At 63.1% G+C, this 25,294-nt stretch carries 26 protein-coding genes and 1 pseudogene; 17 read left to right on the top strand and 10 right to left on the bottom strand.

The genetic code is table 11. From position 1 onward, the window contains the following. Nucleotides 1-87: 87 nt before the first annotated feature. On the bottom strand, nt 88-951 hold the full coding sequence (locus OKW45_RS24465; protein WP_429471642.1) for a TetR/AcrR family transcriptional regulator: 864 nt from the start codon (nt 949-951) through the stop codon (nt 88-90). Between the two features lie 298 nt (nt 952-1,249). Next, on the bottom strand, nt 1,250-2,500 hold the full coding sequence (locus tag OKW45_RS24460; RefSeq protein WP_429471640.1) for an MFS transporter: 1,251 nt from the start codon (nt 2,498-2,500) through the stop codon (nt 1,250-1,252). 370 nt (nt 2,501-2,870) lie between these two features. Here OKW45_RS24460 and OKW45_RS24455 point away from each other — a divergent pair, with 370 nt between their 5' ends. After that, the gene (locus OKW45_RS24455) at nt 2,871-4,280 is read left to right on the top strand and encodes a 3-deoxy-D-arabino-heptulosonate 7-phosphate synthase (protein ID WP_429471639.1); all 1,410 of its coding nucleotides are present in this window, start codon (nt 2,871-2,873) and stop codon (nt 4,278-4,280) included. Nucleotides 4,281-4,294: 14 nt separating this feature from the next. On the opposite strand, the pseudogene OKW45_RS24450 reads toward OKW45_RS24455, so the two are convergent. Continuing rightward, nucleotides 4,295-4,381: pseudogene (locus tag OKW45_RS24450) on the bottom strand (SDR family oxidoreductase); the annotation flags it as partial. Nucleotides 4,382-4,440: 59 nt separating this feature from the next. Here OKW45_RS24450 and OKW45_RS24445 point away from each other — a divergent pair. Beyond that, nucleotides 4,441-4,686: a hypothetical protein gene (locus tag OKW45_RS24445; RefSeq protein ID WP_429471637.1), complete on the top strand. Its 246-nt coding sequence runs from the start codon at nt 4,441-4,443 to the stop codon at nt 4,684-4,686. 124 nt (nt 4,687-4,810) lie between these two features. Here the strand turns inward: OKW45_RS24445 and OKW45_RS24440 are convergent, their stop codons facing one another. Beyond that, nucleotides 4,811-5,212 carry a DUF6566 family protein gene (locus tag OKW45_RS24440; protein ID WP_429471635.1) on the bottom strand — a complete coding sequence of 134 codons (402 nt, stop codon included), beginning with the start codon at nt 5,210-5,212 and terminating at the stop codon, nt 4,811-4,813. Between the two features lie 224 nt (nt 5,213-5,436). Between OKW45_RS24440 and OKW45_RS24435 the strand changes: the two genes are divergently transcribed. The 3 genes from OKW45_RS24435 (at nt 5,437) to OKW45_RS24425 (ending at nt 6,553) form a co-directional block, all read left to right on the top strand. Continuing rightward, nucleotides 5,437-5,811 (top strand): phage holin family protein, encoded by a 375-nt coding sequence (locus OKW45_RS24435; RefSeq protein ID WP_018418324.1) that lies wholly within the window; start codon nt 5,437-5,439, stop codon nt 5,809-5,811. Beyond that, nucleotides 5,808-6,110 carry a hypothetical protein gene (locus OKW45_RS24430; protein WP_113061865.1) on the top strand — a complete coding sequence of 101 codons (303 nt, stop codon included), beginning with the start codon at nt 5,808-5,810 and terminating at the stop codon, nt 6,108-6,110. Before OKW45_RS24435 ends, OKW45_RS24430 begins: the two co-directional genes overlap by 4 nt. A gap of 254 nt (nt 6,111-6,364) precedes the next feature. Then, nucleotides 6,365-6,553, top strand: coding sequence for a hypothetical protein (locus tag OKW45_RS24425; protein ID WP_018418322.1), 189 nt, complete (start codon nt 6,365-6,367; stop codon nt 6,551-6,553). 233 nt (nt 6,554-6,786) lie between these two features. Here the strand turns inward: OKW45_RS24425 and OKW45_RS24420 are convergent, their stop codons facing one another. Together OKW45_RS24420 and OKW45_RS24415 are read right to left on the bottom strand one after the other, a co-directional pair. Next, the gene (locus OKW45_RS24420; protein WP_026225444.1) at nt 6,787-7,089 is read right to left on the bottom strand and encodes a DUF4148 domain-containing protein; all 303 of its coding nucleotides are present in this window, start codon (nt 7,087-7,089) and stop codon (nt 6,787-6,789) included. 292 nt (nt 7,090-7,381) lie between these two features. Then, nucleotides 7,382-7,999, bottom strand: a complete 618-nt coding sequence (locus OKW45_RS24415; RefSeq protein WP_275426067.1) for an SDR family oxidoreductase — start codon at nt 7,997-7,999, stop codon at nt 7,382-7,384. 329 nt (nt 8,000-8,328) lie between these two features. Here OKW45_RS24415 and pstS point away from each other — a divergent pair, with 329 nt between their 5' ends. Together pstS and OKW45_RS24405 are read left to right on the top strand one after the other, a co-directional pair. Continuing rightward, nucleotides 8,329-9,345 carry a phosphate ABC transporter substrate-binding protein PstS gene (gene pstS / locus OKW45_RS24410; RefSeq protein WP_429473350.1) on the top strand — a complete coding sequence of 339 codons (1,017 nt, stop codon included), beginning with the start codon at nt 8,329-8,331 and terminating at the stop codon, nt 9,343-9,345. Between the two features lie 190 nt (nt 9,346-9,535). After that, nucleotides 9,536-9,964 (top strand): YciI family protein, encoded by a 429-nt coding sequence (locus tag OKW45_RS24405; RefSeq protein ID WP_018418318.1) that lies wholly within the window; start codon nt 9,536-9,538, stop codon nt 9,962-9,964. Between the two features lie 156 nt (nt 9,965-10,120). Here the strand turns inward: OKW45_RS24405 and OKW45_RS24400 are convergent, their stop codons facing one another. Then, nucleotides 10,121-10,852 (bottom strand): GlcG/HbpS family heme-binding protein, encoded by a 732-nt coding sequence (locus tag OKW45_RS24400; protein ID WP_026225443.1) that lies wholly within the window; start codon nt 10,850-10,852, stop codon nt 10,121-10,123. Between the two features lie 358 nt (nt 10,853-11,210). On the opposite strand from OKW45_RS24400, the gene OKW45_RS24395 reads away from it, so the two are divergent. From OKW45_RS24395 to OKW45_RS24350, 10 genes are all read left to right on the top strand, one after another. Then, entirely contained in the window at nt 11,211-11,603 is a 393-nt protein-coding gene (locus tag OKW45_RS24395; protein ID WP_429471633.1) for a tautomerase family protein, read from the top strand. A gap of 129 nt (nt 11,604-11,732) precedes the next feature. Beyond that, nucleotides 11,733-12,665, top strand: a complete 933-nt coding sequence (locus OKW45_RS24390) for a hypothetical protein (RefSeq protein WP_429471631.1) — start codon at nt 11,733-11,735, stop codon at nt 12,663-12,665. Nucleotides 12,666-12,847: 182 nt separating this feature from the next. Then, on the top strand, nt 12,848-13,276 hold the full coding sequence (locus OKW45_RS24385; RefSeq protein ID WP_429471629.1) for a YybH family protein: 429 nt from the start codon (nt 12,848-12,850) through the stop codon (nt 13,274-13,276). Nucleotides 13,277-13,369: 93 nt separating this feature from the next. Further along, complete coding sequence (locus OKW45_RS24380; RefSeq protein WP_184008796.1) at nt 13,370-13,771, top strand: GFA family protein; 402 nt, start codon at nt 13,370-13,372, stop codon at nt 13,769-13,771. A 254-nt stretch (nt 13,772-14,025) separates the two neighbouring features. Then, a complete protein-coding gene (locus OKW45_RS24375; RefSeq protein WP_429471627.1) occupies nt 14,026-14,568 on the top strand; it encodes a hypothetical protein in 543 nt (180 codons plus the stop codon). A gap of 121 nt (nt 14,569-14,689) precedes the next feature. Beyond that, on the top strand, nt 14,690-15,811 hold the full coding sequence (locus tag OKW45_RS24370) for an AI-2E family transporter (RefSeq protein ID WP_090805704.1): 1,122 nt from the start codon (nt 14,690-14,692) through the stop codon (nt 15,809-15,811). A gap of 29 nt (nt 15,812-15,840) precedes the next feature. After that, nucleotides 15,841-17,382: a TolC family protein gene (locus tag OKW45_RS24365; protein WP_429473349.1), complete on the top strand. Its 1,542-nt coding sequence runs from the start codon at nt 15,841-15,843 to the stop codon at nt 17,380-17,382. Then, on the top strand, nt 17,379-18,515 hold the full coding sequence (locus OKW45_RS24360; RefSeq protein ID WP_429471625.1) for an HlyD family secretion protein: 1,137 nt from the start codon (nt 17,379-17,381) through the stop codon (nt 18,513-18,515). The genes OKW45_RS24365 and OKW45_RS24360 overlap by 4 nt, the downstream gene beginning before the upstream one ends. A gap of 7 nt (nt 18,516-18,522) precedes the next feature. Beyond that, nucleotides 18,523-19,536 carry a DUF2955 domain-containing protein gene (locus tag OKW45_RS24355; RefSeq protein WP_018418309.1) on the top strand — a complete coding sequence of 338 codons (1,014 nt, stop codon included), beginning with the start codon at nt 18,523-18,525 and terminating at the stop codon, nt 19,534-19,536. Between the two features lie 52 nt (nt 19,537-19,588). Continuing rightward, a complete protein-coding gene (locus OKW45_RS24350; RefSeq protein ID WP_429471623.1) occupies nt 19,589-19,969 on the top strand; it encodes a potassium channel family protein in 381 nt (126 codons plus the stop codon). A 123-nt stretch (nt 19,970-20,092) separates the two neighbouring features. Here OKW45_RS24350 and OKW45_RS24345 read toward each other — a convergent pair whose 3' ends face one another. The 3 genes from OKW45_RS24345 to OKW45_RS24335 all read right to left on the bottom strand — a co-directional run bounded on the left by OKW45_RS24345 (nt 20,093) and on the right by OKW45_RS24335 (nt 25,261). Next, nucleotides 20,093-20,560: a protein kinase gene (locus OKW45_RS24345; RefSeq protein ID WP_429471621.1), complete on the bottom strand. Its 468-nt coding sequence runs from the start codon at nt 20,558-20,560 to the stop codon at nt 20,093-20,095. A 116-nt stretch (nt 20,561-20,676) separates the two neighbouring features. Beyond that, a complete protein-coding gene (gene glgX, locus OKW45_RS24340) occupies nt 20,677-22,776 on the bottom strand; it encodes a glycogen debranching protein GlgX (RefSeq protein ID WP_429471619.1) in 2,100 nt (699 codons plus the stop codon). Then, nucleotides 22,766-25,261, bottom strand: coding sequence for a glycogen/starch/alpha-glucan phosphorylase (locus tag OKW45_RS24335; RefSeq protein WP_429471617.1), 2,496 nt, complete (start codon nt 25,259-25,261; stop codon nt 22,766-22,768). Before OKW45_RS24335 ends, glgX begins: the two co-directional genes overlap by 11 nt. Nucleotides 25,262-25,294: the final 33 nt, after the last annotated feature.

Here is a 25,294-nt window from a genome sequence, read left to right as displayed (position 1 = left end):
TGCTCGGGTAAGCGAGCTCGTTCGGGTTCCATGTACGACGTGTGGTGGTTACGTCGAGTGATGACGCGATGACGCCGTGAGAAGTCGTCAGGCGGTGCCGTGCAGCCCATGCTGATAGCTTGCCGGCGCCGCTTCCATAGTGCCGCCGCGGCTTTTACTGTCGACCGTGTCGCGTGCCACTGCGCACGCGGCCTCCTCGCCGCTGGTATGTTCTTGCGCACTGGCGAACGTGCCGTCCACGCCGCCTTCGGTCGCATCGCCGAGCACGGCGGCGAACACGGCCAATTGCGTGCCGTCCGGCAGCGGCGCCTTCAGCGCGGAGACCATCAGCGACGCAAGGCGCGCGATGAGCTGCAGATCGTTCATCGACTTGCCTTGCGAGAACTCGGCATTCAGGCTGTCGGTATCGGTGCCGGCGAGCACCCCCGACAGCGCGCCGATCGCGAAATGCAACCGCCAGCCGAGCTCCTCGCGCGGCAGATGCGGCAGCGCGCGCTGGAACGCGTCGAAGAAGCGCATCGCCACCGCTTCGTAATGCGCGTTCAGAAAGTCGCGGACGAACGACGACGGGTCGGCGTAGGCGCGCCCGAGCAGGCGCAGAAACGCTTTGCCGCCGACACGCGGATCGCGCGACAGAAGCAGCGCCGGAATGAACATCGCGCCGAGCACGTGCTCGCAGGTCAGGCGCGCGCCGAGCATGACGTCGAAACGGTCGAGCAACTTCAGGCGCTCGTGGTTGAGCTGATCGAGCCGGCGTGACAGCATCGAGTGAATCAGCGATTCCTTGCTGCCGAAGTGATAGTTGACCGCCGCGAGATTGACTTCGGCGCGCGAAGTGATCTGGCGCAGCGACATCGCCTCATAGCCGGATTCGATGAACAGCGTCTCCGCGGCGTCCAGAATGCGTGACTGCGTATCGCGGGCATGCCGGCCGGTTGTGCGAACTGCCATGTTGCCGTCTCCAGTTGCCGGGGCTGCCGGCTCGCAAACACGCGATTCAAATCGATTTTTGAAACGACCGTTTTTTTCAGGATAAGAAAGGATGGTCGGTGCGATCAAGTGACGGGCTGGACGAACTCCTCTAGAAGACCTGTCGGGGAGCCATGCTGGCGAAGCGTGGCGCGTCATACCGTGCGGAAAATAAAAAGACCGTTCCGAACGAATCGGAACGGCCTCGTGTTGTGTTGCGATGTGATCTGGCCTTGCGCTCGGCGACCGGGTTGACCCGGCTCCCGAAAGCCTCAAGCTCTTAAACTCGTCCTCCGACCGCGCCGCCCGTCGATTCCGCGCCGACGACTTCACGCGCGGACTGCGTCATGTCGATGCCGCGGCGCTCGCGGCTGAACGGAATCAGCGCGCAGATCACGAGCGCGACGATGCCGATCACGACCGCCATCACGAGCGCGTAATCGTTGTTGTGCATTTCGGCGATTTTCGCTTGCAGCGGACCGTTGACCGACGCGATCAGATTGCCCAGTTGATACACGAGACCGGGGAAGGTCGCGCGGATTTCATCGGGCGAAATTTCGTTCAGGTGCACCGGGATCACGCCCCAGGCGCCTTGCACCGAGATCTGCATCAGGAACGCGCCGAGTGCGAGCAGCATCGGCGTGGTGGAGAATGCCCACAGCGGCAGCACCGGCAGCGCGATCAGCGCGGAGATGAAAATCGCGCGCTTGCGGCCGATCTTCTCCGACGCCCAGCCGAAGAACAGACCCCCGCAGATCGCGCCGATGTTCAGTGTGATCGTGATCCACGACACCGTGTGCGCGTCGAACTGGCGCTGTACGCGCAGGAAGGTCGGATACAGATCCTGCGAGCCGTGCGAGAAGAGGTTGAACGCGGTCATCAGGATGATCGCGTAGATCGACAGGCCGACATTCTTCTTGAGCGTCGCGACGAGGCCGGGCCGTACCTTCTTTTCGAGCGTCTGGAACGCGGGCGACTCCGGCACGTGCGCGCGAATGTACAGCACGAGCAACGCGGGCAGCACGCCGACGAAGAACATGCCGCGCCAGCCGATGTATTGATAGAACAGGCCGAACACGATCGACGCGAGCAGGTAGCCGCTTGGATAACCGGCTTGCAGAAGACCCGAGACGATACCGCGCGACTTCGGCGGCACGGTTTCCATGGTCAGCGCGCCGCCCACCCCCCATTCGCCGCCCATCGCGATACCGAACAGCGCGCGCAGCACGAGCAGCGTCATCAGGTTCGGCGACAGACCGGACAGCAGTTCGAGTAACGAGAAGCACGCGATGTTGAGCATCAGCGTCGGACGGCGGCCGTATTTGTCGGCGAGCCAGCCGAAAATCAATGCGCCGAGCGGGCGCATCATCAAGGTCAGCATGATCGCGACCGCGACGGACGGAATGTCCGTATTGAATTCCTGCGCGATATCTTTCAATACGAACACCATCAGAAAGAAATCGAATGCGTCGAGCGTCCAGCCTAGATAGGCGGCGATCGTGACGTTTCTCTGTTCCCGAGTCCAGCTCATTGATTGTTCTCCTGAGTCTCCACAAACCGCGTTTGATCGCGGACGGCACTGTAGTCCTTGCGCCTTATGGCAAGGCTTCCCGGCGAGTGTACGCCGAGCATTAAGCGCCTGCATGATTGAAGCCGTCTTTTCCGCGTTAATCCGGAGCAGCAATTTTCGTGCTGAATTCGTATTGCATGTTTAATGTCGGGAAAATGTAATTGCTGGTTCGATTTGTGTTTGTGTTTTGTAATGTTTATCGGGATTTCCCAGCGCCCATTTTTTATGAAGTTTATGGCAATGACGTTTTGACGGGGGCGACCCGTGCCGGTCCGCGCGCCGCATCGAACCTTCATGTACAGTTATTTCGCCAACTGATCGACATATCGCAATGTCCTTGACGCCATCGCCTTCGTTGCTCGACGAGATGCTCGACGCTGTCGCGCGTCGCTATCGCCTGCCGGCGCTCGCGGCGGTCTGCGCGCCGATGCAGCAGGCGAGACCCGCCACCGTGCTCGCGCTCGCGATCGAGCAGGCTCGCGAGGCGAGCGCGCGTCGCGAAGCGCCGGATGCGGCGAACCAGCGCTTCTTCGTCGAGGCGCTCGCGCGCATGATTCGGGAGGCGATGCGCGAGGAAGCCGGCGACCCGGTGTTTCAGGCGATGCTGCTACGGCATCGCAGCACGGTGGTGCGCGAGTACGCGTCGCTGGCCGCGCACGCGAGCGTCGATCGCCGGCTGATCTACGCGGCCGTCAATGCGGTCGCACATCCGGCCAAGCAGCAGCGGCTGCTACCCGGCCCGCAACGCGACGCGCTGGCGCGTCTGCACGCGCTGGCATTCACCGAAGCGTGGCCCGAACTGGCCGAAGCCGTGCAAGCTTGCATCGATACGCCGCAAATCGCGCACGACGCGGCGCTGCAACGCGGCCTCGCGCAATTGCTGGAGAGTGCCCCTTTGCAGCGCTTGCGCCGTCTTTACGCGCTCGCGTCCGACGAGCGCGTGCGTCAGTACCAGACGCTGTGGGATCGCCAGGGGCCGCGCCCGGGAAGCTCGACTGCCGTGGCACGAGGCTTGAGCTCGAAGCAGCGCGGCGCCGCGGTCGAGGCATCGGCCGCCGATGCGCTCGACGCGCTCGCGCGGCGCCTCAATGATGCGCAGGGTGCGCTCGCCTCGTACCGTGTCGTGAACTCGATGCGCGTGCCGGCCGCGATACCCGCGAGCCACGAGCGCGCGAAAACCGAATGGGACGTGGTGCTGCTGCGCCAGGCACAGCCCCCGGCCGACGCGGCGGCGTGGGACGTCTGCCTGCTCGTCGAAGCGAAGGCATCGGTCGATGCGGCCACCACCGATCTGCCGCGGCTCGTGCGTGGTCTGACGCTGCTTGCGCATGCGGACCCGCACACCGTCTACCCGTTTCGGACGCAGCAGGGGACGGTGGTTTTGAGCGGCGCGTCGCTCGCCGCGCTGACGAGCGACGGGGCCGGTCTTCGCAGGACCGTGCTCTATTGCTGCGACGCACCCGTCGAAGCGGCGCCGCGCGTGCTGAGCCCTGCGAGCCGGATGCAGCTGCTGTCGGCGCACGCCAGCCTCGATTTCGCGGGCGCACTGGCGGACGGGCGCGACGCCGATTGCGCGGTGCTGGAACCGGTGTGGCATCAGTTGCTCGAATCGCCGAGATGGCGGACGGTGCTCGACCAGTACGCGACGCTGCGCGAGGTCCGCGAATTGATGGTTCATCCGGACGACTTGCGGGCCGCCGTCGGCATCGCCGACGCAGGACGGTTGAGCGCGGCGCGCTAGGCCTGCTTCGGTTGTCAGTTCGACGCGCTCAGCCCACCGTCGACCGGCAGATTGACGCCCGTGATGAAGCGCGCGTCGTCGCTCGCGAGAAACGCGATTGCATGAGAGGTGGCGCGCGCGTTGCTCGTAGCGATAGATCTTCGAGCAAAAAGGAGTAGTGATGGAAACGCCGTCGAAGCGACTGTCGGACACACAGGTGCAGGTTGCCAGCAAGATCTACGGATTTCGCTCGCCACAGGAGGCGGACCGTTTCGTGCAATGTCTGCGCGACGGCGACGCGAGCCGCTGCGTCGCGGACGTTCCGCCCGAGACAGCAACCGATGCCTATCCCCCGGGAACCCGCACAGGGTCGGGCGCGGGCATGACGATCGGGCCGCCGCCAGGCGGGCTCGATAGCGACGACTAACGCGTTTGCGCCGGGTCGCCGGCGCGGGCACGGTTCTGACGCCTCGGCGATCAGAAAGACAATCTCGACCCGGGCGAACCTGCAATCACGATATTTGCGAGGTGCGCGTGTTGCGACGCCCGCGTCAGCGCACCGGCCCCAGCGACGCCGACAGAGATGCGGCGCCGCCGCTCAGTGTCCGGTCGATCAGATAGCGGCCCTGTTCGATGCCGGCGCGCAACGCTTCCGCCTCGGTGAGCCATTCCGGCGTCACGGGCTCCACGTTGGCCAGATTGGCGGGTAGCTCCAGCGGCCGACCCTCGCGGGAAATCGACACGTCGGCGATCCAGGCGCCTCGCGAGTTCCGATGCGCGGTCACCGTGATCAGCGCGCCGCGGTGCGCGTCGTGCATCGCGTGGTGGGAGTCGCGCTCGGCGCGCGCGGCCGGCATCGCGCGGCCGTCCGCGGTAGCCATGTCGGAGCCGGTCTCGCCGATGCTGGCGTCGGCGCCGCGGTCAGTGTGATCGGTTGGGGGGAGCGGGGTCATGCTGTCCTCGGGGGGCGAATGATCTGCCTGATTCAAGCAAGCCCTGTGCCGCCAGGGCGAACGCGTGCATGCATCCGTCCAGGCACGGGCACGCGGCGTGCGATCGCTCAGCGCGGGCCCGGCCCTTGCGCCGCGTTCAACGCTGGCGTCGCTTTGCTCTGTCGGCCCAGGGGAGAAGTCTTTGCTGATGGCGGCCGGCGCAAATGAATCGTAAGGAGGACGGCATGTCGATCCATGCGAAGGTTACGAGGTGGCGCAACGTCGGGCGATTCTGCGTCGAACGCGTCACCGACTATAGCGAACTGTTCGCGCTGGAAGTCGAGGAGACGCGAAAGCGTCTGGTGCGCGAGTTGAGCGCACTCATGGCGTTGGCAGTCGCGGGCCTGTTCACGCTGTCCTTCTTTTGCATCGCGATCATCGCCACCGCGTGGCAGACGCCTTACTTCCTTGCGGTGGTCTGGGGCGTGGCCGCCGCTTGGCTGCTCGTGTGCATCGTGTCTTTTCTCGTCTTGCGGGCGCAGAAACCGGCGCAATCGCTTCACGTCCTCAAGGCCGAGATTCACTCCGATCTCGACGCTCTCAGGGAGTCGCTCAAATGAGTCAGCCACGTCACGCCAATGAGCTTGCCCGGGCCACCATTCTGGAACGCATGGAGGCAACGCGAGCCGCCTTGCTCGTGGCGAACCGGACCGCCGCGTTGCCGGGGATGCGGGCAGCCTCGCGGTCCTCCGCCGGCAATGTGCTCGCGTCGCTCGCCGAGGCGCCGCATGTTGCGCTGCTTCTCGTGCTGGTGATCGGCGGCATCGTGTTGGGGCCGCGCCGCACGCTGTCGATCGCGGGCCGTTCCGGTCTTACGGCGTGGATTGCCCGCAATGTGCGGCGGTCGATCGCGCAGTGACGCCCTGAGCGAAAGCAGCGATTGGAGTAAGCAAAGCAGAATCGCCTGGTTCGTGAACCCACGGCGAGGACGCACGGGTGCTGTCTGATCATGATCGCCCCAAGTCGTCTCGATGCGGCCAGCAGTCGTCAGTGAGTCGTTGGCATGTTTAGACGTCGGGTCGCTCGCGAGCGTTTTCGGACGACTCAGCGAACCGTGTGCAACCCTTCCAGCCTGCTAGACTGGAAGTTCCCCTGCAAGCCATGGAGGGAGATATGACGACCGTCTACGTCGTAAAGACCGGCGAAAAGTTCCTCTGCACCGCGGAGGACGGCGATATCGGCATGGCACCGGAGATTAAGGAAGCCACGTCCTTTCGCTCGTACGAGGAAGCGAATAAAGTCGCGAACGAGCACGCCGACCCCGGATACGAAATACTGACCATCGACGTTAACAAACGCTGACGAGGCGTTAGCTGTTCGCGCCCAGGCGCTCAGCGAAACGAGGCTGGCAATACAGCAGGCGCCATGCGACATGGCGCTCGGGTCGGGTGCGTCCGAAACGTCGTCATGACGGCTTCGGGCATTCAGGCGGCAGCCGAAACCACTCTGCAAGCGCGCATAGCACGGCACTCCACGCCGTCCGCGGCTGGGCGGACGGCATGCTCTGCATCGTCGATCTTGTCAGACGGGCAGGCTTACGATCCGCCAAAGAACACCGGCTTCATCCCACTTGTGCTGGCCGGGTGACCCATCTGCTGCGTGCCGCTGGTCGCGGGGCCGTAGCCGCTGCTTTGGCCTGCGGCAGCGGCGTTGGTGGTCGGCATGTTGGTAGGAAAGTCGATGGTATTCGCATTGGCCGGATTGAAGCCGGCTTGCTCGAGCTGAGCGATTTCTGCCTGCACTTGCGCGTGCGTCAGCGCCCCGTCCGCCTGCGCCAGCGATGCAACTGGCACGGCCATGACCGCGACCGCGCAAGCTGTGTGGACTAACGTCTTCATGATGGCCCGCCTCCTTGTTGGTTACTCCGGCTGACTCGCGCTTTGCTTTTCGCGGTTCAACTGATCAAAGATTAGGTGAGGAACCGTACAGTGGTCGTTTATTTTTCATGGTAGCGGGTTCGTCCATCAGCCGACGCTGGTCGACGCTCGCGCCCGAGCGCTCCGATGTCGGCCGCGCATCCGATACCGTACCTTCGGACACGAGCCGACATCATCGAAGCGTGGGTCAAGCAGCCGCTCGCGGGTCGTCGTCGAACATCCGCATTCCCGCGGCTGCCGTCGTCAAGAAAGCTCAGGTGCGCGTAATCGAAACCCCGCCGTCCACCAACGAAGCGGTACCCGTCACGAAGGACGAATCGTCGGAAGCAAGGTAGAGCGCCGAGCGGGCAATCTCTTCCGGCTTTGCGACCCGCTTGAGCGCGTGCAGCCCGGTCACGAACGTCTGCGATTCGGCAGTATCGTTCATACCGCGATACATCTCCGTGTCCACCGCGCCCGGGAGGATCGCGTTGACGCGCACGCCTTGCGGGCCGTATTCAGCCGCGAGCGCTTGCGTCAGTCCGATCAGGCCGGCTTTGCTCGCGGCATAGGCGGCGGTCCCCGGGAAGGCGAACGAGTAGCCGACGAACGTCGACGTGAAGATGATCGATCCACCGCCTTGCTTGATCATTTCAGGAATCTGATGCTTGGCGCCGACAAACGCACTCGTCAGGTTAGTGGCCAGCGTCGCTGACCGGCCCGCTTCCGATACGCCTGTGGACGGTCCCATTTCACCCAGCGTCCCCGCGTTGTTGTAGGCGATGTCGAGGCGGCCGAAGCGGCTGACGGCGAGTTCGACCAGCGCTTTCGCGAATTCTTCGGATTGCACGTCCCCGGCCAGCGAGACAGCGGCAATCGATTTCCTTGTCAACGCGTTTTCGGGCGTGCCACCGTGGGACGAGACGTCAAGGGATGTCTGATGTGTGTCGGCAATCCGGAAACCGGATGCCTGCAATTATGGAAGAGGCCGCCGGGCACGGCGCGTTCGATAGCATGATTCAACTGGAATTCGGCCTGTCACCGTTCTTTAATGTGCCGTATGGCGCGTCACGCAGGAGACCTGGCACACCCGATGAAAGCTGCACATTGAATCGCCGGCACGGTCGCCCTCCAACGAGTTCACGCAGTTGCAGGTCTGGATCAGCGATGTCCCGGAACAAGAACCGACGGGAGACATTCGTGAGAACATCCGACGCCATCATGGCTGGTCTGATCTGCTGTTCATGCGCAACCGCGGCCTACGCCGCCGACATTAAGGGAGCCGGCAGCACGTTCGCCGCTCCTCTCTACACCCGATGGGCCGCCGACTACCAGAAGTCGGGTGGCAGCAAGGTGATCTATCAGGGCACGGGTTCGTCCGATGGGCTCAAGCAGGTCATCGCCCGGGAAGTCGACTTTGCGGGCTCGGACGCGCCACTGACCGACGATCAACTGACCCGCGACGGCTTGCGGCAATTTCCAACCGTAATCGGCGGCGTGGTACCCGTCGTGAATCTTCCGGGGCTCAAAGCCGGCGAGGTGATGTTGACGGGGCCGGTCATCGCCGAAATCTTTCTCGGCAAGATTCAGTTCTGGGACGACCCGGCAATCGTGCGGTTGAACCCAAAGATCAAGATGCCTAACTACCCGATTGCCGTGGTGCGTCGCCAGGATGGCTCGGGCACGACGCTGATCTGGACTCACTACCTCGCGCAGGTCAGTCCGGAATGGAAGCGCAGGGCAGGCGAAGGCACTAGCGTGCGATGGCCGCTCGGCATCGGCGGTAAAGGCAACGAGGGTATTGCCACGTACGTCGGCTATCTGCCCGGCGCAATCGGCTATGTCGCATGGGATTTCACGAAACAGAACCGCTTGAAGTACGTTGCCATGACCAATGCGGCGGGTAATGTCGTTCAGCCCAGCGCCGCGACCTTCAAGGCAGCCGCGGCGAGCGCCGACTGGTCGGGTTCTCTCTCGCAACCGCTGACCAACCAGCCGGGCAAGGATGCCTGGCCGGTCATGGGCGCGACTTATGTGTTGCTCCCCGCGGCGCCGATCAAGCCGGGCCACGACGAAGCCACCTTGAAGTTTTTCGAATGGGCGTTGAGTCATGGTGGGCCGACGGTCAACGCGCTGGATTACGTACCGCTTCCGGAGCTGGTCGTGACGAAGATCCGCGCACAATGGCCCGCCGATACAGGCGAAAAGTCGGTGCAAAAAGCGTTCGCAGTGCCGTGACCACCTTGTGGCGGATCGGGGAGTTCTGTCAATGCTCACGGCTGCCAGGCGCCTTTACGCTCATCGAGAAACGTTCTGAAAAATCGCGCAATCGTGTCTTGCGCGTGTCGATTTCTCCTATGATCATTCGTCGTAGTCACTGGAGGCGCCGTTGTCTCCAGACACTTTCGTCTTCAAAGGGAAAACCCAAATGCGCGTCATGGTCATCATCAAGGCAACCCCCGAATCGGAAGCCGGGCAAATGCCGAGTACCGAACTCCTCACGGCGATGGGCCAGTACAACGAGCAATTGGTCAAGGCCGGCATCATGCAGGGCGGCGACGGGTTGAAGCCGAGTTCGGCCGGCGCTCGCGTGAGGTTCTCAGGGAAGGACCGCACCGTCATTGACGGCCCGTTTGCGGAAACCAAGGAATTGATCGCCGGGTACTGGCTCTGGCAGGTTCAATCGATGGACGAAGCGATTGAATGGGTAAAGCGCTGCCCGAATCCGATGGTCAGTGATTCAGAGATCGAGATTCGCCCGTTCTTTGAGCCTGCGGACTTTGGCGAAGCTTTTACGCCCGAGCTCCAAGACGAGGAAAATCGTCTGCGCAGGCAAATTGACGGGCAGATGCGTTGACGATTTTCACCGCATCAGTCTGCGGGTACGAACGCAATCCAGATCCGACTGTCTGAGACGCTACGCGGGCTTCCGATACGTTGTCCGGAAGCCCGATGCCACGGGTCGATGATTGCCGTCGTCAGTGGGTGTCGGCGGCCAACCGTTCGAAGCCGGTCAGTGCGAAGGTATCTGCTCGATCTTATCGGCGCTCAGGTCGCTCGGGAAGCAATGAGGATGCTCAAAGCCCATCGGAGATCCGCTCGTTGAATAGACGATGTTATCCGTGTTGTTCGGGCCTTGGCCGGCGGGTACAGTGCCGAGCCCCGCGAGCTTGCGCATGCGATAGGCGATCGCATGATCGGCGCAGGCGCTATCGCCGCTCACGCCCAATCCTCCGATGACTTTCCCTGCTGCATAAAGCGCGACGCCGCCGCCGAAGGTAATGACGCCGCCAAGCGTGTGTCCGATGCCGCTGCCCTGTTCGAGGAAGCGCGCGTCAAAAGGATTCGAATTATTCAGGCCGTAAAGGGAGCCGCCCGGCTGGGTGGCCGCGTAGAGATTTGCCGTCGATAGTGCGAGTGCGTCGTTGCTGAAACCGTTCGCCGTATAAGCCTTCGCGATTGCAATGGCCCGGCTACCGGGCCAGGCGTCACCGGTCACGATCACCGAACACAGATGCCCCTGCCGATCGACAATGGCCGCCCACATCCGGTTAGGCTTGAAGATCCCGCCGTTCGCATCGGGCAGGTTCACGACCGTATGCAACTGCTTTTCCACCAATGCGACCGTACCTTGAGGTAGCGTGCATCGGGCTTGTGGGACATCATCATCGCCAGAGGCACGACTCTCGTGCGAAAAGGACGCAATACAAAACGCTGCGACAGCGACGGTAAGCATCTTACGCATGACGATTCTCCTGACGATCGATTTGACAGCAGGCACGCTGTGGGCGAGAACGCGAGCAAACAATAGGACAGCCAATGAAATAAACGACTCATCGCTGTTGAATGTCGGAGGCGAGTTCCCGGCAGCGAACGTATCTCGTTGATCCGGGACTTCGTGTAAATAGTGAAGACCATTATGCAAGGGCAATAGGCCAAAACAGAGTGCCCGTCAGCCATGCATGCCTGCCTGGCGTTCGATACTGCTACGGAGACGAGCGACGATCGGCTCGCCAGAGCGTGCTGGGGCGACGGTTTTGATCGATTGGATGGCGCGGCATATAGTTGGCGAGTGCGCAACACTTTCGTCGGAGATCGATGCAATGCCTTATCTACAGCTTGATGTAAACGATCACTACTCTGTCGAGAGCAAGAGACTGCTCGCGGCGAAAATGAGTGAGACCTATGCTCGGATGATGTCGGTTGACGTCAGGCGAATCAGCGTAGCCATCCGCGAACTCGGTCCCGGTAGCGTGTGGCGCATTGCGGAGGAGAGCGGGGAACCGGTGCCCGTTGCGTTGATGATGCTCGATATCAGAAGAGGGCGACCGCCGGAGTTGCGCATGGAGTTGGCCAAAGCGCTTTGTGCGCTGTGCATCGAAATCCTTGGCTTGCGCGAGGACCGACTCAACGTTGAGTTCACCCAGCATTCGGGCGATGAGATGTATCACCCGGCACTCGGAGGTTACAGCCCGGAATGGGCGCCGGGCGAGTGATGAGGGTTCGAGTTGCGCGGCCTGTATTTGCGCATGGCCGTATGAGGTCGGCGATATGCGGGAACAACGAGGGCGCCAGGATCGGATCGTCCTCTGTTGCGCCACAACCTGAGCCAAAGGAGGAGGACCATGAGCAGGCTTGCGACATACCTGGCCGGTAATCGGCGGACGCGACCGTGGTGGATTGTCTTGATCACGACGGTGTTCTGTTTCTTATGCCAGAGCGTCGTCGCACAAGCGGACGACGGCGCGGCTCGCCTGCGCGCGAAATATCAAAGTCTGACGCAGCAACTCGCGCACAACCAGTTTCAGCGACCGCTGTACCTCGAATCGCAGGAGTTGCCGTCGGCGCTCAAGGGCGATATTTACGGGGTGCTCAACTATCCTTTCGCGGTGGTCAGCGGCGCGCTCGACGACCCGACTCAGGGCCCGGCCAACTGGTGCGACGTGCTGATCCTGCATCTGAACACCAAATACTGCCATGCGTCGACCAGCGACAGCGGTACGATCCTCACCGTGAACATCGGCAAGAAAACCGAGGAATCGCTTTCGTCGTCATACCGCGTGCAATTCAACTTTCGTGCGGTAGCGAACACCCCTGATTATTTTCGCGTCGAGCTCACTGCCGCCACGGGTCCGCTGAGCACGAAAGACTACCGTATCGTGCTGGAAGCGATACCGGTGGGCGATAATCGCACCTTTATTCACCTGACCTACGCGTACGGATATGGCACGGCGGGACGGTTTGCCATGAAAACCTACCTCGCGACGATCGGCAGCAACAAGGTCGGCTTTTCCGCTACGCCCGATTCGTCGACGAGCGAGCCGCAATACATCGGCGGCGTGCGCGGCCTGGTCGAACGCAATACGATGCGCTACTACCTCGCCATCGATGCCTATCTTGGCGCGCTTTCCAGCCCGCCCAACGCCCGCCTCGACAAACGCCTCGCTGACTGGTTCGATGCGACCGAGCAGTATCCGCGGCAGTTGCACGAGGTCAGCCGCGCCGACTATATGGAAATGAAGCACGACGAGTATCAACGTCAGCAGATCGCCCAGTGATCCGCGCAGCGGGCGGGGATCTGATCAAGGCAACGCAATATCGCGTAGAAGGTTTTTTCGAGGGGATGTCGATCCGAGGGTGCGTCGATCGTCGTGACCTGGTAAGACAATTGGTCAGGAACCTTGGATCTGCCCTTTTGCGCAAGTCTGGCCGCCATCGTCATCCGACCTGGGAGCACACTGTGACCAAACTCGACAATCCGATCCTGCAAGTCATGGAAGGCTACAAAGCCGCGGTTTTGGCAAAAGACGTGGACGCGTTCGTTGCGCTATACGACCGCGATGCGGTGGTCTTCGACATGTGGGGGACATGGTCGTACCACGGCATCGCATCGTGGCACGCCATGGTGGAGGGCTGGTTCGGTTCGCTGGGTACAGAAGGTGTGATGGTCGATTTCAGCGCGGCACAAACGATCGTCGCCGCGGACCTCGCCGTCGTCCACGCATTCGCGACATATAAAGCCGTCGACGCCGACGGATTGGAACTGCGCTCCATGGACAATCGCCTCACCATGACGCTGAGGCAGCAGGCCGACGGATGGAAAATTGTCCACCAGCACACCTCCTCTCCGATCGAGGTCGGCACGGCGCGGGTAATTTTCAGGCGCTAGCGGTCTGGCGGTTCGACATCGCGCGTCGGCTCGCGAATAATCACGGCTGCGTGACTTTCCAATTTGCGACGTACCTTCTGTTTAAAAGCAGCCATGAAACCATTGCTTGCCGGCCGATGCCTTTGCGGTGCCGTCCATTACTCGGTAAGAGACGAATTCGTCTATGCGTTGAACTGCCACTGTTCAAACTGCCGGCGCGCGACCGGCTCGGCGTTCAAACCCTTCGCGGGAATCGAGCGCGACAAGCTGCGCATCACTCGGGGCGAAGACAGCCTGTTGATTTTCGGCGATGAGCGAGCGTCGCATGATGTGCGCTGCAAAATATGTGGAAGCCTGATGTTCTCAGTGGTTCGTCAGGGACAGTACGTTCACGTCACGCTGGGAACACTCACAGACTCGCCCGCCATGTCTCCCACTGCCCACATGTTCGTGGGTTCAAAGGCACCGTGGTATTCGATCACTGACCAATTGCCGCAACACGACGAATTCGGGTGAGTCTCTTTCCTATCGCAACATCGACTCGAAAGATCGCACCACAGCGGCGTTGAATCGCTGATGGAACGCCGTCCGATCGAAGCCCGGCGCGCTGTCGCAGATCTCCGGGCGCAGCCGCGCAAGACGCGCATCGCAAGGTGGCAGAAAGTCGTGGTGGCCGGCGTTGGCCACCACGCGATAGTCGGGAGCGCGGGGCAGGTCGTCCCGCACCGGCTCGTCGTACCAGGGATGCGGCTGATGACGATCACCAGCCGATGAAGCTGCGCGGGCCGGCGCCAGAGTTGCAGCACGCGGCTCTGGTCATCGAAAGTGTCGCCGGCGTGGCTGGCCGCCGCCGCGACGAAGCCCGCGCGAGCCAGCGCGAGCGCCGTGTCGTAATGGGCGCCGTACCAGCCGCCGCCGCCGTGCGACAGCACGATCAGCGGCAGGTGATGGCCTGCGATCGGCGCGTCGGCCGCGACGGTCTGGGTGACGTCGCCCAAGGCGTGCGGCGTGGCCGGCGCATCGGTGGGATACCAGATTCCGGCAGTGAGCGGCGGCTCGGCGCCATTCGGTATGTCGACCTTCTGAAAGCCGACCCCGGCGGCGAGGGCAGGCGCGCCAGGCATCATGGCAAGAAGAAGGGCGACGATGGCCATCAATCTCACGGTTTTCTCCATGACTGTCGGCGGCGGGCTGAGCTCCGGACGGCTCGAGGCTATGAGACCAAAGTCCAATTGAATATTTCAGGCGCGGGTTCAATAGTAGTGAAACGCCGCGCTCTGTCGACGACAAAGCCGGCGCGATCCTCTTCCTAAGATGCCGGAATTGCAGGCAGGCCTTGGTATTGGCGTCAAGAACGTTCCAGTGGGTTTGAGTTTTCAGGCCTATCACGGTGTCGCCGCCGAACCGCGACGCGACCTGGCGGGAGAACGACTTATGCTGCTCACACCGATTCCCCAACGGACTCCATCCCGAGAGATGCTCGACGTCCTGATCCGCGCCGGACTCGTCGCGGTCCTGGCCGTATTCTGTTTTCGGATCTTCGCGCCGTTTCTTAACCTGATGGCCTGGTCGGTGATTCTTGCGATCACGCTCTATCCGCTGCAGGTCCTGCTTCGCTCCATGCTCGGCGGCAAGGATGGCCTGATCGCCACGCTGATCGTCCTGGTCGCGCTTGTCGTGATTCTGGTGCCAACGTATGCGTTGGGTCTCGCGGTAGCCGATTCGGTCGAGAAATCGATCGCCATTGCCAGGAGCGGTAGCTTCCGGATTCCGCCTCCCGCGGAGTCGGTGGCGAGTTGGCCGCTGGTCGGCCAGCGTGTGTACGACTTCTGGCAACAGGCATCGACGGACCTGACCGGTCTTGCGCATAAATTCGCCCCGCAGCTGAAGGAGGCCGGGCTCGCTGTGCTTGCAACGGTGACGGGTCTCGGTGCCGGCCTGGTGATATTTTTCGTCGCGCTGATCGTCGCAGGAATCCTGATGGCCCACGGTGAGAAGGGCTATCACAGCGCGGTGCAGATCGCCTCGCGCATCTCGGGCCCCGAGAACGGCGCTCAGATCGCCGACTTGTGCACGGCGACGATTCGTGCGGTGGCCCAGGGGGTAGTGGGCATCGCGTTTATCCAGATGCTGCTGATCGGCATCGGCTTCGTCGTGAAGGGGATACCCGGCGCGGGGTTGCTCGCGCTGGCCGTGCTGCTGCTCGGCATCATGCAATTGCCGGCCACGCTGATCACCATTCCGGTGATCGCCTTCGTGATCGTCACGGACGGCGTGAACACCGCAAACATCATCTTCTCGGTTTACGTGTTCGTCGCAGGCCTCGCCGACAACGTGCTCAAGCCATTGATGCTGGGCCGTGGCGTCGCGGTGCCGATGCCCGTCGTGCTGATCGGAGCGCTCGGCGGCATGGTGACGGGAGGCGTCATCGGGCTATTCGTTGGGCCCGTGATGCTGGCCGTCGGTTATCAGCTGTTCTGGCGCTGGGTCCGAGACCAGCCTCAACCCAGGCAACCCACGCAACCCACGCAGACCCACGAACAGAAGCAGACCTGAAGCTCGAGGATGGCTCCGTGTCACCGTTGATGCGTCCGTACGGGATCGCAGTGCTTTTCGGGGCGGCGGTTGGCCTGAGCGGATGCATGCGGGTGGGCCCGGACTTCAAGCCGCAGCATGAAGCGTGGAGCGAGCACTGGAGTAGCGAATCGATCACGCGGGTCACGCAACCGGGTGCACAGCCCGATGTGCGCCAGTGGTGGCTGATCTTCGACGATAGGAATCTCGAACGTCTGATCGCCGAAGCCGACGCGAACAACGGCGACCTGAAGATCGCCGGACTGCGCGTGCTCGAGGCGCGCGCACAGCTCGGCATCGCGCTCGCGGGACGCTATCCGCAGGTGCAGCAGGCGAGTGCCGATGTACTGGCTTCGGCGCGCAAGCGCTCGGATGGTTCCAATCCGCGCTCGGGCGTCTTCGTGCAGTACGGCGCGGGCTTCAGCATCGGCTGGGAACTCGATTTCTGGGGACGTTTCAGCCGCGCGATCGAATCGGCCGACGCCGCGTTCTTCGCCGCGCAAGCCAACCGCGACGATGCGCTGGTTCTGTTGCACGCGCAGGTCGCGGATACGTATTTCACATTGCGGGTCGCGCAGGCGCGGCTACGTATCGCTCGCGAGAACGCCCAGTTGCAAAAGCGCAGCTACGACATCGCTCAAAAGCTCTTCAAGGCTGGCGAATCCGACGAACTCGACTTCCAGCAGGCGAAGACTCAGTACCTTGGGACGCTGAGCAGCATCCCCGATCTCGAAAGCCAGATCGTGCTTGCGCGTCATGCGCTGTCGGTGCTGATCGGGCGAGCGCCGGGTCCGCTGCCGGAACTCGACGTGCAGGCGGGCAAGGATGGCGTGGTGCCGCTGGTGGATCATGCGGTGCTGCAGGACGTGCCGGCCGATCTGCTGTTGCGCCGCCCTGACGTTCGCGCGGCCGAGTACCAGATGGCTTCGCAGTCGGCGCTCATCGGCGTGGCAAAAGCGGATCTGTACCCGTCGGTATCGTTGCTCGGCACGCTGACGTGGACCGCCAGTTCGCTCGCGGGCGCACCGAGCACACTGCTCTTTGCCGCGGGCCCGAGCGTGACGTGGAACGTGTTCGACTACGGCAGGATCACGAACAACGTGCGCGTCCAGGACGCACGGCTGCAAGAGTTGACGGTGGCTTATCAGAACACGGTGCGCGAGGCGGCGCGCGAGGCCGACGACGCCGCGACGGCGCTGCTCGCCGCCTTGCAGCGCGACACCATTCTGAATGACGCGCAGGGCGCGGCGCGGCGCTCGCTGACGCTCGCCAATACGATCTATCGGGAAGGGTATTCGGACTTCCAGCGGGTCCTCGATGCGCAGCGCGCGCTGTTCGCGCAGCAGGACGCGTACGTGGTCAATCGCAGCAATGCGCTCGGCAGTGTGATCGCGCTTTACAAGGCGCTCGGAGGCGGCTGGGAAACCGAACAGCCGCTCGTCGACGCGGCGACGCGCGCACAGATGCGGCAACGCACCGATTGGGGCGACCTGCTCGACCGAACGGCGCCGTCTTCCGGTACGCCGGGGCAAGCCGAAGGGGCGTCACGATGAGCGATACCCAGGATACCCGCGAGCCTCGAACCGCCGCCCCGCCGAAGTCGTCGACGCCTGCTGCCGACCCTTCGGGCAGGGCGGTCAAATGGATCCTCTGTCTGATCGTGCTCAGCCTGATCTGGTATCTGCTCGCCGACCGTTTCACGCCGTATACGCAGCAGGCGCGGATTCAGGCCTATGTCGTGCCCGTCGCCGCCGAGGTGTCGGGACGCGTGACGCGGGTGTTCGTCCATAACAACCAGGATGTCAACGCGGGGGACGTGCTGTTCGAAGTCGATAGCGAGCCCTACCGCATTGCCGCTGACCGGGCGCGCGCCGATCTGCAGTCCACGCGCCGGCAGGTCGGTGCCAGCACGGCCGGTATCGAGTCGGCACTCGCGGCGTTGCGGGCCGCCATCGCGAACGAGGTCAAGGCGCGCCAGGACAGCGACCGTCTCGAGCGGCTCTATCGCGAAGACGAGGGCACCGTCTCTCTGCGACGCCTCGAGGTCGCGCGGGCGACGCATGAACAGGCGCTAAGCCAGGTCGACGGGGCCCGTGCCGAAGTCGAGCGGGCGCGGGAGCAGCAGGGCGGAAGCGAGGCGGAGAATGCGCAGTTGCGCAGCGCCGCTGGCGCGCTGGAGAAGGCCGAACTCGATCTCGCCAACGCGCGGATCAGAGCCCGCTCGAGCGGCGTCGTGACCGATCTGCGCACGGAAGTCGGTCAGTTCGCCGCGGCGGGCAATCCGGTCATGACGCTGATCGCGATCCGCGACGTGTGGGTCAGTGCCGACATGACGGAGAACAATCTGGGCCATCTCAAACCCGGCACGCGCGTCGAGATCGCATTGGACGTGCTGCCCGGCGAAGTGTTCGGCGGGCGGGTTCGCAGTGTCGGCTATGGCGTGAGCGTGGGGCAGAGCACGCCGGCGGGCAGCCTGCCCACCGTGCAGAATAGCCGCGACTGGCTGCGGCCCGCGCAGCGTTTCCCGGTAATCGTCGAATTCGACGACAGCGAGCGCGCGCGTCTGCGCGATCTGCGGGTGGGCGGGCAGGCCGAAGTGATGGCCTTTCCGACCCAGGGCAATCCGCTCAATCCGCTGGGACACGCGTTCATCCGGCTGATGAGCTGGCTCTCATACGTCTATTGAGAAGCCCATGCAGCCCGTGACCCAGCGCCTCGGTTATCGCGCGATACGCGTGGCCATCGGAACGGCGATCGCTCTTGCCGTCAGCTTTGGACTCGATTTCCCGATACCCGTCGTCGCGCCGGTATTCGCGGTTTTTTTGCTGGCCACGCAGAATCGCCCGCTATCGTTGAAGGCCGGCGTGATTCTTTCGCTGGTCGTGGCGTCGACCACCGGCAGCGGCCTGCTCCTCGTTCCGTTGCTTCGTCACTATGCGTTGGCCGGCGTCATGATCGTCGGCCTCATGCTGTTCTTCGCGTTTCGTTACGGGCTGCGTGGCGGCAACAATCTCGTCGCGACATTTCTGGTCGCGGGACTGACGATGATTTCCGCCGCGGGCACGGCCGACTTCGAACTGGCCCTGACGGTCGTCGGCGCGCTGGCGAAGGGACTTCTGCTTGCCGTGCTGGCGTCGACGCTGGCGCACAGATTGTTTCCTGAAAGCATGGGCGCGCGAGAACAGCCCGCCGCGGCAGCGATGGCGGAAGACGAGGCGGCCTATCTCGCGCTGCGTGCCGCGCTCGTCGTCATGCCGGCCTATCTGCTCGCGATGACCGACCCGGCGAACTACATGCCGATCATCATGAAGTCCGTCAGCCTCGGCAGACAAACCTGCACGACCTCGGCCCGCGGCGCCGCACGCGATCTGATCGGCTCGACGCTGCTCGGCGGTCTGCTCGCCATCGCGTTCTGGTTTGCGCTGAGGCTGTTCGTGCATCTGTGGATGTTCTTTCTGTGGATGCTGTTGTTCGGCCTGCTGGTGGGACGCAAGCTGTACGGCCTGCAACCCACGCGTTGTTCGCCGGGCTTCTGGCTGAACAGTCTCGTGACGATGATCATTCTGCTCGGGCAATCGGTGCAGGACAGCGTGGCGGGCAAGGATGTCTACACCGCGTTTGCCGTGCGAATGGGGCTCTTTCTGGCCGTAACGGCCTATGCGTATTTGATGCTTCTGTTTTTCGAGCAGCACCGCCGTGCGGAGTGAGGCGGTGCGGCATGCTGCAAAGCCGATCCGGTGATCGCAACAGGAGCGTGTAATGGGAAATGCGACAGGCGATGGCGCGGCCCGTCCTCGGGCTGGTGAGATCCTGAAGGAAATGGCGATAACCCTGTGGTATCTGAGAGCGATTCTGATCGGTCTGCTTCTACTGTTCGTCCTGCTGACGTTTGGCATGTACTACTGGGGCGCGCCCGTCGAGACAGCGAACCGGACACCGTCGCCGCTGGGTGAAACCGTGTACCTCTGCGCGATCACGGCGCTCACCATCGGGTACGGCGATGTCGTGCCCACTTCGGCGTTCGGCCGGATCGACGCCGCATGCCTCGGGCTGATCGGCGTGGTATTCACCGGCTTGATCGTGGCCGCGGCTGTACGAGGCGTGCAGGAGGCCGCGCATCGGGCGGAAAGGACGGGATAGCGAGGCGCGGAACAGAATGAGGCGGACTGGACGGTATGGAAGGCCGCAGTCAAGGCGGGACGTATTCAGGTCATTCGTGAATGAGGTTCAAGTCCCAGCCTGACTTTTTCTAAACCACATCGGCTAATTGCCTTCCGGCATTTTCGACGAATGATGGCTGGTAATTAGCCACTTGTGCCCATTCCACGCGTAGGTGAACGTATAGCGCGCCTTGACGACCGAGCCGTCCGCGAATTTGAAGGTGTAGAGCCCCGAGTCGATCGCGGTGTTGCATTCGATCATGATGTCGCGGAAGTCGATCGTGCCGACCGGTTTGTTTTCGAGGAAGTGTTTGAAATAGTCGAGTTTTTCGTCGGCGGTCAAACGCGGCTTGTTCGAGACGGTCGGCAGCAGAATCGAGTTCGGCGCGTAGTTCGCCACGACCTTCTGCGGTTCGCCGGTTTTCAGCGAGTCGTTCCAGCGATCGAACAGTGCGGAAATCTGCTTTTCCGAGGTGGGATGGCAGGCTTCGGACCTCGCGAATGCGCTGCCATGGGCCACGACCGCAACTATCGCAAAGACGACGGACGGCCCGTCTACGCGAATTCTCATGATGCCCTCCGCGATCGTTGCCGGTGGATTGTTCCGCCAGTAAATCGAAACTGCGTACGGCATATCCGCCACAGCATCGACATTAGAGGACAAGAACCCGGGTTATTTGCGTCGGTTCAGCTCGCTTCTTCCAGAACCACGACACTGCGTGCCTCCACGCGAAATTGATCGCTTTCGACAATGCCCTGTTGCGCCGCTTGCACGATGTCATGCGGACTGTCGCGCGCGGTATCGACGATACGCCGCCAGTGCCGCTCGTCGCGGGGCGCGGGCAACTGGACCGTGCGGGCGCAATCGTCCATGTTGAACACCGCGTGCAGTGCCGGCTCGCCAGGTTCTTCGCCGCCCAGCGTGACGGCGAGAAGCCGCGCGCCTGGATCGTGCCAGCCCGGCTCGTTCAGGCGCTCGCCGTGCCATGCCGCATCCGGCCGGGTCTGCCCCGCCGAGGGCCGGCCGGTCAGAAAATACCGCCGCCGCAAACTTGCGTGGCGTTTGCGCAGCGCGATCAGCTCGCGCACGAAGCGCGACATGGCCGAGCCGGCTTCAGTGGGTGTCCAGTCGAACCAGCTGAGCGTGTTGTCCTGACAATAAGTGTTGTTGTTGCCGCGCTGGCTGCGCAGCACCTCGTCTCCGGCGAGCGTCATCGGCACACCCAGACTCAGGAACAGGATGGCCATCGCGTTGCGCGCCTGGCGATGTCGCAGACCGAGAATCTGGGCGTCGCCGGTCCCGCCCTCGGCGCCACAGTTCCACGACAGGTTGTCGGAGCTGCCGTCGCGATTCTCGTCTCCGTTGGCTTCGTTGTGCTTCGACCCGTAGCTCACGAGATCGATCAGCGTGAAGCCGTCGTGGCACGTCACGAAGTTGATGCTGTTGTTGGGCAGCCTGCCGTCGTCCGCATAGAGGTCTGAGCTGCCCGCGATGCAGGTCGCGACCGCCCCGATGAGCCCCGGGTCGCCGCGCACGAAACGGCGAATCACGTCCCGATAGCGGCCGTTCCACTCGGCCCATGCCATGCCGGGAAAGGCGCCGACCTGATACATCCCGGCGGCGTCCCACGCCTCCGCGATCAATGGCACGCGCGACAGCACACGCGAAGACTCGATCGCCCAGGGCAGCGGTGGATCGACCATCAGCTCGCCGCGCTGGTCGCGCGCGAAGATACTCGCCAGATCGAACCGGAAGCCATCGACGCCGAGTTCTTCCACCCAGTATTCGAGGCAGCGCACGATGAACGTCGTCACCAGTGGATGGTTGCAATTGATCGTGTTGCCGCAGCCGGTGTAGTCCCGGTAGCGGCGCCGGTCGGCCGCGTCGAGGTGGTAGAAGATATCGTTGACGAGGCCCTTGAAGTTGATGACGGGGCCCGTCTCGCCCGCTTCGGCCGTATGGTTGAACACGACGTCGAGCAGCACGGCGATGCCCGCGGCGTGCATGGCGTCGGTCAGCGCGCGAAACTCCTGGGGCGCGCGCGCGGGATCGCGGCAGTAGCGAGGATGCGGGCTGTAATAGCTATGCGTGCTGTAACCCCAGTAGTTGCTCAGGCCGAGGGCCGCCGTGGCGGGCGGAACGTCCTGTTCGTCGAAGGCCATCACCGGCAGCAGCTCGACGTGGGTCACGCCAAGCTGCGTCAGGTACGGAATCTTTTCGATCAGGCCGGCGAAGGTACCGGGATGCTGCACGCCGCTCGACGGATCACGTGTAAAGCCGCCGACATGCAGCTCGTAGATGATCGCGTCGTCGAGTCCGCGCGAGATACGCCCAGGGGACGAGGGCAGGGGTTCCGTCACGATCGCGCGGTGGGTTTTGTGTCCGTCGGGATTCGGCTGGCCGACCGCAGGCCGCGTCCACAGCACGTCGCTGACCGCGCGGGCATACGGGTCGAGGAGTTCCCTGTCGGGGTCGAACGCGTAGCCGCCAGAGCGCGTATCGCGCGGACCGTCCACCCGCCACGTGTAGTAGGTACCGAACGGCAGCGCTTCGACCATCACATGCCAGTAGTAGAAGGTTCGGTTGCAACCGGCGGCGAGCGTGATGATCTGGAACGGCTCGGGGCTGTCAGCCGCGTCGTACAGCAACAGCTCGACGCGCGTCGCGTGACGGCAAAAGATGCAGAAATTGATGCCGCCGGGCACCGCCGACGCGCCCACGGGAAACCGCGACCCGGAGCGAACCGCATGAGCACGCACCGATCCCGTTTCAGGGTCATTGATCAAGGGTGATCCTCATCGGGCGGATCTTCCAGATCTTGTCGCAGTATTCGCCGATGGCGCGGTCGGAAGAGAACTTGCCCGAGCGCGCGGTGTTCAGAATCGACATCCGGGTCCAGCGCCGCGTGTCCTGCCAGGCGGCGCTCACGTCGTCCTGACGCGCCACGTAGGCGGCATAGTCGGCGAGCACGAGAAACGGGTCCGCGTGCGTCAGATTGTCGATCAGCGGGCGGAACATCTCGCGGTCTCCTCGCGAGAAATGACCGGCGGCGATCAGTTGCAGCACTTCGCTCAGTTCCGCGTCGTCCTTCACATAGTCCTCAGGGCGATAACCCGCGCGCTTCACACGTTCCACTTCGTCGGCGGTCAGGCCGAACAGGAAGAAGTTTTCGTCGCCGACCTCTTCGCGGATTTCGACGTTGGCGCCGTCGAGCGTGCCGATCGTCAACGCGCCGTTCATCATGAACTTCATGTTGCCGGTGCCCGATGCTTCCTTGCCGGCCGTCGAAATCTGCTCGGACAGGTCGGCCGCAGGGTAGATGAAGTGCGCGTTTTTCACATTGAAGTCCGGATAGAAGACGACTTTCAGACGCCCGTTCACCACCGGGTCGTTATTCACGACTTCGGCGATGCCGTTGATCAAACGGATGATCAACTTGGCCGTCGCGTAGCCGGGCGCCGCCTTGCCGCCGAATACGAAACAGCGCGGTGTCAGCGCAAGCTGTGGATCACGCAGCAGGCGCCGGTACAGCGTAACGATCAGCAACGCGTTCAGATGTTGCCGCTTGTATTCGTGGATGCGCTTGACCTGCACGTCGAACAGCGCGGCGGTGTCGACGCCGATGCCCGTGACGCTCCGGATATGCTCGGCGAGCACGGCCTTGTTCGCCTGCTTCACGCTACGCCAATGCTGCTGAAACGTGGCGTCGTCGGCATAGGCTTCGAGCTTGCGCAGTCGTGCGAGATCAGTGACCCAGCCAGCGCCGATGGTCTCGTCGAGCAGCCGCGCGAGCGCCGGATTGCAAAGCAGCATGAAACGGCGCGGCGTGACGCCGTTCGTGATGTTGTGAAAACGCTCGGGCCACAATTCGGCGAAGTCCCGCAGCACGGTCTGCTTGAGCAGCCCGGAATGCAGTTCGGCGACGCCGTTGACCGCGTGGCTGCCGACCGTCGCCAGATGCGCCATGCGCACGAGCTTGTCACCGCGCTCGTCGATCAGCGACATGCGTTCGATGCGCACGTCGTCGCCCGGATAGCGCTGCCGCACCTCGTCGAGGAAGCGGCGGTTGATCTCGTAGATGATTTCGAGCAGGCGCGGCAGCAGGTTGCGCATCAGCGGCAGCCCCCAGGTTTCGAGCGCTTCGGGCAGCAGGGTGTGATTGGTGTACGCGAGCGCGCGCCGCGTGATGTCCCAGGCCTCGTCCCACGGCACCTGCCTGTCGTCCACCAGCAGACGCATCAGCTCGGCGACGGCGATCGACGGGTGCGTGTCGTTCAACTGCACGTTGAACAACTGCGCGAAGTGTCCGACCGGTTCGCCCTTGATTTCGAGCAGGCGCAGCATGTCCTGCAGCGAGCACGACACGAAGAAGTATTGCTGCGCGAGACGCAGGCGCTTGCCGATCTCGGGCTCGTCGTTCGGATACAGCACCTTCGACAGCGTCTCGGAGATGACCTTTTCGTTAACGGCCTCGTAATAGTCGCCGGCGTTGAAGTCCTGCAGGTCGAACGACTCGACCGCCTCGCTCTTCCACAGCCGCAAGGTGTTGCACGTGTTGACGTGATAGCCGGGCATCGGCGTGTCGCAAGCCACCCCCTTGACCTGCCGTGTGGGTGTCCAGTGCACGCACAGGTGCCCCTGTGCATCGGTTTCGTTGTGTGTGCTGCCGCCGAACCCCACGTAGTACGCAACCTCCGGGCGCACGATCTCCCATGGATTGCCCTTCTGCAGCCACTTGTCGGTGGTTTCGATCTGCCAGCCGTCGCGAATCTGCTGGTCGAAGATGCCGAACTCGTAGCGGATGCCATAGCCGATGGCCGGTATTTCCAAACTTGCGAGCGAATCCAGATAGCAGGCCGCGAGGCGGCCAAGTCCGCCATTGCCGAGCCCTGGCTCTTCCTCAAGTTCGAGCAGCATATCGAGGTCGACGCCGAGCGCGCGCAGCGCTTCGCGTGCGTTGGCCTCGATGCCGAGATTGACGAGGTTGTTGCCGAGTTGCGGGCCGATCAGGAACTCGGCGGACAGGTAGCAGGCGACCCGCGCATCGCTTCCGGCGTAGGTCTGTACGGAGGTTGCCCAGCGGGCCAGCAGCCGGTCGCGCACGCTATACGCGAGCGCCATGTACCAGTCATGCGGGGAAGCGATCGCCGGATAGCGGCCCCGCAGGCACAGCAGATTGTCGAGCACGCCGCGTTGGAGCGCGGCGGCGCTCAGGCCGGTGCGCGCTGCATCCGCGCTTTGCTGCGAGGTCGTGGTGGGAGCGTCGGCCATGATGCTTTCCTCGGTGCATGCTGCGCGTGACGT

This window comes from Paraburkholderia lebeckiae (assembly GCF_050436225.1).
Lineage (GTDB): Bacteria > Pseudomonadota > Gammaproteobacteria > Burkholderiales > Burkholderiaceae > Paraburkholderia > Paraburkholderia tuberum.
Note: the sequence above shows the minus strand (reverse complement) of the source record. Positions and strands in the feature narration are given on the sequence as shown.